The organism is Armatimonas sp., from assembly GCF_964826245.1.
Genome location: NZ_CBAYMC010000252.1, coordinates 1 through 5,839 on the forward strand (window position 1 = coordinate 1; position 5,839 = coordinate 5,839).

The 5,839-nt window shown below is 58.0% G+C and carries 8 protein-coding genes and 1 pseudogene; 5 read left to right on the plus strand and 4 right to left on the minus strand.

Going from position 1 to position 5,839, the window contains the following annotated elements:
* From AC1XOS_RS18765 to AC1XOS_RS18775, 3 genes and pseudogenes are all read left to right on the plus strand, one after another.
* A pseudogene (locus AC1XOS_RS18765) lies at positions 1 to 519 on the plus strand (S-layer protein); the annotation flags it as partial.
* Between the two features lie 6 nt (positions 520 to 525).
* A complete protein-coding gene (locus tag AC1XOS_RS18770) occupies positions 526 to 1,107 on the plus strand; it encodes a hypothetical protein (RefSeq protein ID WP_481963748.1) in 582 nt (193 codons plus the stop codon).
* A 3-nt stretch (positions 1,108 to 1,110) separates the two neighbouring features.
* A complete protein-coding gene (locus AC1XOS_RS18775) occupies positions 1,111 to 1,575 on the plus strand; it encodes a macro domain-containing protein (protein ID WP_481963749.1) in 465 nt (154 codons plus the stop codon).
* Between the two features lie 39 nt (positions 1,576 to 1,614).
* Here AC1XOS_RS18775 and AC1XOS_RS18780 read toward each other — a convergent pair whose 3' ends face one another.
* Positions 1,615 to 2,034: a hypothetical protein gene (locus AC1XOS_RS18780; RefSeq protein WP_481963750.1), complete on the minus strand. Its 420-nt coding sequence runs from the start codon at positions 2,032 to 2,034 to the stop codon at positions 1,615 to 1,617.
* Positions 2,035 to 2,140: 106 nt separating this feature from the next.
* Here AC1XOS_RS18780 and AC1XOS_RS18785 point away from each other — a divergent pair, with 106 nt between their 5' ends.
* Positions 2,141 to 2,266, plus strand: coding sequence for a hypothetical protein (locus tag AC1XOS_RS18785; protein WP_481963751.1), 126 nt, complete (start codon positions 2,141 to 2,143; stop codon positions 2,264 to 2,266).
* On the opposite strand, the gene AC1XOS_RS18790 is transcribed toward AC1XOS_RS18785, so the two are convergent.
* On the minus strand, positions 2,253 to 3,326 hold the full coding sequence (locus AC1XOS_RS18790; protein ID WP_481963752.1) for a sialidase family protein: 1,074 nt from the start codon (positions 3,324 to 3,326) through the stop codon (positions 2,253 to 2,255). The genes AC1XOS_RS18785 and AC1XOS_RS18790 overlap by 14 nt on opposite strands.
* A gap of 344 nt (positions 3,327 to 3,670) precedes the next feature.
* On the opposite strand from AC1XOS_RS18790, the gene AC1XOS_RS18795 reads away from it, so the two are divergent.
* Complete coding sequence (locus tag AC1XOS_RS18795) at positions 3,671 to 4,648, plus strand: glucuronyl esterase domain-containing protein (protein WP_481963753.1); 978 nt, start codon at positions 3,671 to 3,673, stop codon at positions 4,646 to 4,648.
* Here AC1XOS_RS18795 and AC1XOS_RS18800 read toward each other — a convergent pair.
* The gene (locus AC1XOS_RS18800) at positions 4,645 to 5,028 is read right to left on the minus strand and encodes a hypothetical protein (RefSeq protein ID WP_481963754.1); all 384 of its coding nucleotides are present in this window, start codon (positions 5,026 to 5,028) and stop codon (positions 4,645 to 4,647) included. The genes AC1XOS_RS18795 and AC1XOS_RS18800 overlap by 4 nt on opposite strands.
* A 288-nt stretch (positions 5,029 to 5,316) precedes the next feature.
* The coding region (gene dacB / locus AC1XOS_RS18805; protein ID WP_481963755.1) for a D-alanyl-D-alanine carboxypeptidase/D-alanyl-D-alanine endopeptidase at positions 5,317 to 5,839 on the minus strand (523 nt) is incomplete at its 5' end.

The following is a 5,839-nucleotide window of genomic DNA, read 5'->3' on the forward strand; positions in this document are numbered from 1 at the left end:
GAGGTGAATGCCACCAACGCGCTCGACAACCAGTTCTTCAGCCACTTCTACCCGCGCCCCATGCTCGGCCAGGTGCTTCTGGACAACCTGAACTTGGCAACAGGCAGCACGGAGCGCTTCGGCGACTTCCCCACCGATACGCGTGCCACACAGCTCTCCCTGCCCAGCGGCTCGTTCTTCATGGACTGCTTTGGCCGCTCCCAGCGCGAGTTCCTCGCCGAGCTTGAGCCCAAGAACGAGCCGACCTTGGTGCAGGTGCTCCATGTCTTAAACTCGCCCTACGTGGACCAGAAAGTTCGCGCTGGCAACGGAACCGTGGCCACACTCCTCCGTGATAAAACGCTCGCCAACGACGCGCTGATCAAGCAGCTCTACCTACGCACCCTCAGCCGTCTCCCCGATGCCAAAGAGCTCGCCGCCGCCCTTGCCCACCTCACCACCAGCCCCAAGCGCGACGAAGCCGTGCAAGATCTCATGTGGGCCCTGATCTCCTCTCGAGAGTTCTACTTCGTGAGCTAAATATCTATGTCAGCGACAACTTTCTCACTGGATAGGATGGTCAGCGCTGTGGAAAAAGTAAAGGCGCGACTCTTGCGTGCCGCAGAGGCACTCGATAATGCCGGTCTCGCCTACGCCGTTGTCGGGGGGAACGCCGTCGCCTCCTGGGTCTCTTCCGTAGACGAAGCCGCGGTTCGCAATACGCAAGATGTGAACATGCTACTTCGGCGCGGCGATCTGGAAAAGGCCAAAGTGGCGCTGGAGGCAGTTGGTTTTATCTTTCGACACGTCCGCGGCATTGATATGTTCCTCGATGGCCCCGATGCCAAAGCCCGCGACGCGGTGCACATTGTCTTTGCCAATGAGCGAGTCGTTGACACGGATATCCTGCCACACCCCGACGTATCCGAATCTGTCCGAGCCGACCGATTTCAGGTGCTCTCGCTCGAAGCATTGGTGCAGATCAAGCTCACGGCCTACCGCGACAAAGACCGGGTGCATTTGCGTGACTTGATTGAAGTGGGACTGATTGACGAAACTTGGCCGACAAAGTACCCACCGGAGCTTGCCGCGCGCCTGCAACTGCTCTTAGACGATCCCCATGGATAAACAATGATACCAGAACTTGTCTGGGGAGACATTTGTGAGGAGCCTGTTGAGGTGATCGTGAACGCCTGGAATCGCAATATCATCCCGTGGTGGCTGCTCTTGCCGCAAGGTGTCTCGGGGGCGATCAAGAAGCATGCGGGCTTTGGGCCGTTTCAAGAGCTGGCACGTTTCGGGCCGATGCCGCTGGGAAGTGCGCGTCTCACCACGGCGGGACGGCTTCCCCATAAAGGCATTATTCATGTCACCGGGATCAGCATGCTCTGGCAAGCGTCGGAGTTCTCAATCCGTGAGTCGGTGAAGAGTGCGATGCAGATTGTGGAAGAGAAGAAGTTCGGGTCAGTGGCGTTTCCCGTGATCGGGGCGGGTTCAGGCAGCTTTAACACAGAGCGTGCACTGCAGATCATGCTCGCGACGCTGGAAGATATCTCGACAACGGCCACAGTTCGCATCGTGCGCTACAAAAAATAAAAACCGGGGCAGAGTCTCTGCCCCGGTTCTTACAGCAGCTTAGTTGCCGCCGTCTTTCTTCTTTTTCTTCGCGCCGCCTGCCGCAGCCTTCTTCATCTCCTCGAACTTCTTCTTTTGCTCGGGAGTCAGCACGTCCTCGACGGACTTCATGAGGTTCTTGGTGAGCTCCATCATCTTAGTGCGCTTTTCTTTAGGCTCGGTGACATCTGCCAGCTTCTTGCGCTCGTCGGTCATGGTCTTGAACGCGGGCTTCAGTTTGTCCATCTGCTCCGTTGTAAGGCCAAGCTCTTTCTCAAGAGCCTTGGGGTTCATTCCCCCGCCACGCCGCTGGCCCTTACCACCCTCTTGGCCCGGTTTGGCATCGCCACCCTTACCTGGTTTGGTGTCCTGAGCGAAAGCAGATGTCGCGACAAGCGCCAGTGCAGTGGCAAAGAGCATCGAAAAACGGTTAAGTTTCATTTTTTGGTTCCTTTCGAAGCACCTTAGTGCGTTCTGCCCTCTCAGACGCAAGGCTTTAGAGAAGGTTCAAACACGCGATTGTGAAAAATTTGGTAGAATGCTGCCTATGGCCACACGGCAACAACGTAGCATTAAATCCAAGTCTCGCTCCCGCACCACGCTTTTCTGGCTCCTCTTCGTGATTCTCTTGATTGGTTTAGTCTTTTATTTTGGCTTTATCAAGGTTGACTGAGCCGCACGTGCCGAATGGTCTCTCCGTCTCCTCCACTGAAGCTATAAGTCAGGTGCACCGAGCCATCCGATGCCTGCAGTAGCGACGGATACGACTTGCTTGCTTTCTCGCCCTCATCAACGTGCATCGTGCCAATCCAGTGCTTACCTTCGTCTTCCGAGTACGAGAGCGCAAGCTGGTGGCGCCCGTCTTCGGTGTCGTTGTAGCACAGAAGCCAGCGCCCATCGCGCAGCTTAAGGACATCTACGCTCGAGCCGGGATTGAGGAGCTGGTTGTGGGTGGCGACCGTCCAAGTCAGCCCATTGTCCCTCGACTCACTCACGAGCATCCGCTGTGGCGCGGGGCCGTTGTTGCGACAAAATGCCACGATCACACCATCTTTGCGCCGCACTAAGCTGGGCTGAACCGCTCCCGGCCCGATCAGCGGCTTGGAGCAGCTCCAAGTCTGCCCCGCATCTTCGGTGATGGCGACCAGCGAGAAGTTATAGCCATCGGAGTAGAGTGGCAGGAGCATTCGCTTGCCCTCAATCAGTGGCTTGCAGCGCCCCATCCAGCCCATCCGCCGCTTGAGCTTATTCTCCGCCATCGCCAGCAGCTCCCCGCGGTACTTCTCCAGCTCAGGATAGGTCGCCAGCACTTCTGGCAACTTGGCACGCACCTCGGCAGGAAACTCATCATCGCCTGGCTTGAGCGGCACGACTCCAGAATCGTCCCACTTCCCGATTTTTCGCCCCACTTTGTACTTGAGAAGCGTGCTCTCCCAGTTATTGTCCAGCTGCGTCCCATAGAACAGCCAGAGCCGCCCATCGCCATTAACCGCCAAGACGCAGTTTGTATCCGGAAAGCCCGGCGTGTCGGCCAGCACAAATGGCTTCGACCAGTTCCCTCCCTTGAGAGGCTTGGTCGCTCCCATAATCCGTACATCGTCGGCCTTGCGCTCGCCCGAGCCCATGTACCAGCAGACCAGAAGCTGGCCACGGGGAAACTCGACGATACTGCTGCTATGGCTATGCAGCTTGCCGAGGGGGAAGATCAGCTCAGAGGAATACAGCGTTGTCATGCTCGTATGTTCGTGCGAGGAGTTTAAAATTCCTCGCTGGAGGCGCTACGCGCCGAACGCCCTCCGGGCGGAGGAGTATTATCTTCATTTGTGGCTTCGAGGCTTGGCCACGTAGTTGCGTCTGTATGGTGCGTTTTCTGGTTCTTGATATAAGCAACCGCTCGGCTCATCATGCCCATTAGGATTTTACTTCGCTTCATACCCATAGAACGGGTGAGGCAGGCCATTTCTGATAAAACGACCGAAAAATTCTCTATCTGTCGAAATACGTTTTGGCCTGGAGGGCCTTCGGCGCGTAGCGCCTCCAGCGAGGAATTTTAAACTCCTCGCACGAATCTAACCGCATGGACGATCTCAAGGGCATTGCTGGCCCTCTCCCTCCCTTATTCGCACCAGGCACGACGGCGGAGCTGTGGCGCACGAAGCGTCGCCCGGAGCTGATGAAGCAGTTCACGGAGCTAATGTATGGCGAAGCGCCGCCTGCCGAAGCACCAAAGGTGACCGTGCTGAGCGAGAAGCCCATGGATGGGTTTCTGCTCCGCAACATTCGCCTTCACACCGGGATTCTTGGCCCTGTCTCGCTTCAGCTCACGCTGCCACTGAAGCAGTCCAAGCCCGCGACTACGTTTCTGGCGCTGAACTTCACGGGCAATGAGTCGCTGCACTCAGGCCCGACGGCGTGGAGCTTTGCGGAGGCGGCGAGGCGCGGGTTTGCGATTGCGACGGTCTGCTACGAGGAGCTGGCGGCGGATCGGAAAGAGTCGCCGCTCTATGAGTCCAAGTACCGGGCGGTCTCGCTGTGGGCGTGGGGTTTTTCGCGCCTGGTGGACTGGGCACTGACAGTTCCTGAGATCGATGGCAGAAAGCTCATCGCGCTGGGGCACTCGCGCCTTGGCAAAGCGACCCTCTTGGCTGGCGCACGCGACGAGCGCTTTGCGGCCGTGATCCCCCACCAGTCCGGCACGGGCGGTGCGGCCCCGAGTCGTGGGACGATTGGTGAATCGGTGCAGCGCATCAACACGGTCTTTCCGCACTGGTTCAACGATGCCTACAAAAAGTTCAACGAGCGCACGGGCGACCTACCCTTCGACCAGCACTGCCTGCTCGCCTGTGTCGCGCCCCGCCCGATTCTGCTCTCCAATGCGCAAGACGACACCTGGGCCAACTACGACGGTCAGTATGCACTATTAGATGCCGCACTGCCCGCCTGGAAGCTCCTCGGCGGCGACGAGACGCTTGTACGAAAATTTATGCGCCCCGGAAAGCACGCCATGCTCCCTGAGGATTGGACGGCTTTCCTGGCCTTTGCGGAGAAGCTCTAGGGGTTGATTCGCCTTAGCTCGCTCATCAGGAAGTCAATATTGGTGAACGGATCGCCTGAAGCTCGATGTCCTCGAAGTCGTCGTACGACATCGAGCCACTTTAGGTTCGGATCGGCCTGCGACCAGACATACGAGAGCCGCCCTGCATACAGCGACGCAGTCGCCTTGAGCTTCTCGGTGAGTGTACGGATTGTCGTGACACGCTCCCGCGCCTCAAAGCTCTTGCCAACGCCACTGAGGGCCAGCGCTTCGGCAAACGCCCGCCCCAGCTTGCCGAAATCCTTTTTATCACCCCACTCGATTCCATTCGGAGCCAGGATCTGATCCCACTTCGCGAACTTAATAAGCGCACGGACTCGGGCTTCAAGCCCCTGGCCCACGAGCGCTCGGCTTCTTCGAACCAAAACGAGTGCAAGAGAGCATTGCCCTGATCGAACCACTTTTGGGCCTCGGGGTTCTTGGTGGAGATGGGAAACGGGGTGTCGCCGATGCCTTTAATAACCCAGGGCCGGGTTCGCATGCCGGAGTCAAACGCCGATCCGTGGCTGGAGTGCCCCGGCGTATCATCGGCAAGGCAGATTGAGGAGGTCAGTAGGAGCAAGAAAACCAAGAGTTGACGCATTTGTCATTCTAATACATTCCCCAGCTTATAAATAGTTACTTTTCGGTCAGCGCCTTCTCGGCACGTCAAGGAGCGTGAGCACAAGCGCATCTTGCAAGGCACGCACCGATGAAGCTCCTCCTACGCGGTCGTAGTGGTTCATCAGAATGGAGAAGGCAAGCCGCTCGCCTGCCTTGGTCGTCACGTAGCCCGAGAGCGACGAGGCTCCAGTGAGTGTTCCGGTCTTGGCGCGGACGTTATTCTGCGCGGGCGTCTTCTTGAAGCGGTTCTTCAGTGTCCCATCCACGCCTCCAATGGGCATCGCCGCGCGGAAGTTGCTGTCCCCCGCCCGGTCTCGCAAGATTCCCATCAAGAGCTGCGCCGTGACCAAGTTCATGCGCGAGAGCCCAGAGCCGTCGGCTTGGTAAAAACCCGCCGTGGGAATGCTTCGAGACTTCAGCCACTCACGAACGACTTTCGCACCCTCCGCCGCTGAGCCTGTTTTCCCCTTGATCGCTCCCAGCGTCTTCAAAAAACACTCCCCAAAGAGGTTATCCGAGGGCTTCATAAAGTCTGCCGCGAGCTTGGAG

What these genes read in the sequence shown, in the direction of transcription:
- AC1XOS_RS18770 (WP_481963748.1), top strand. Translation starts at nt 526, where the DNA reads ATGTCAGCGACAACTTTCTCACTGGATAGGATGGTCAGCGCTGTGGAA.
- AC1XOS_RS18775 (WP_481963749.1), top strand. Translation starts at nt 1,111, where the DNA reads ATGATACCAGAACTTGTCTGGGGAGACATTTGTGAGGAGCCTGTTGAG.
- AC1XOS_RS18780 (WP_481963750.1), bottom strand. Translation starts at nt 2,034, where the DNA reads ATGAAACTTAACCGTTTTTCGATGCTCTTTGCCACTGCACTGGCGCTT.
- AC1XOS_RS18785 (WP_481963751.1), top strand. Translation starts at nt 2,141, where the DNA reads ATGGCCACACGGCAACAACGTAGCATTAAATCCAAGTCTCGCTCCCGC.
- AC1XOS_RS18790 (WP_481963752.1), bottom strand. Translation starts at nt 3,326, where the DNA reads ATGACAACGCTGTATTCCTCTGAGCTGATCTTCCCCCTCGGCAAGCTG.
- AC1XOS_RS18795 (WP_481963753.1), top strand. Translation starts at nt 3,671, where the DNA reads ATGGACGATCTCAAGGGCATTGCTGGCCCTCTCCCTCCCTTATTCGCA.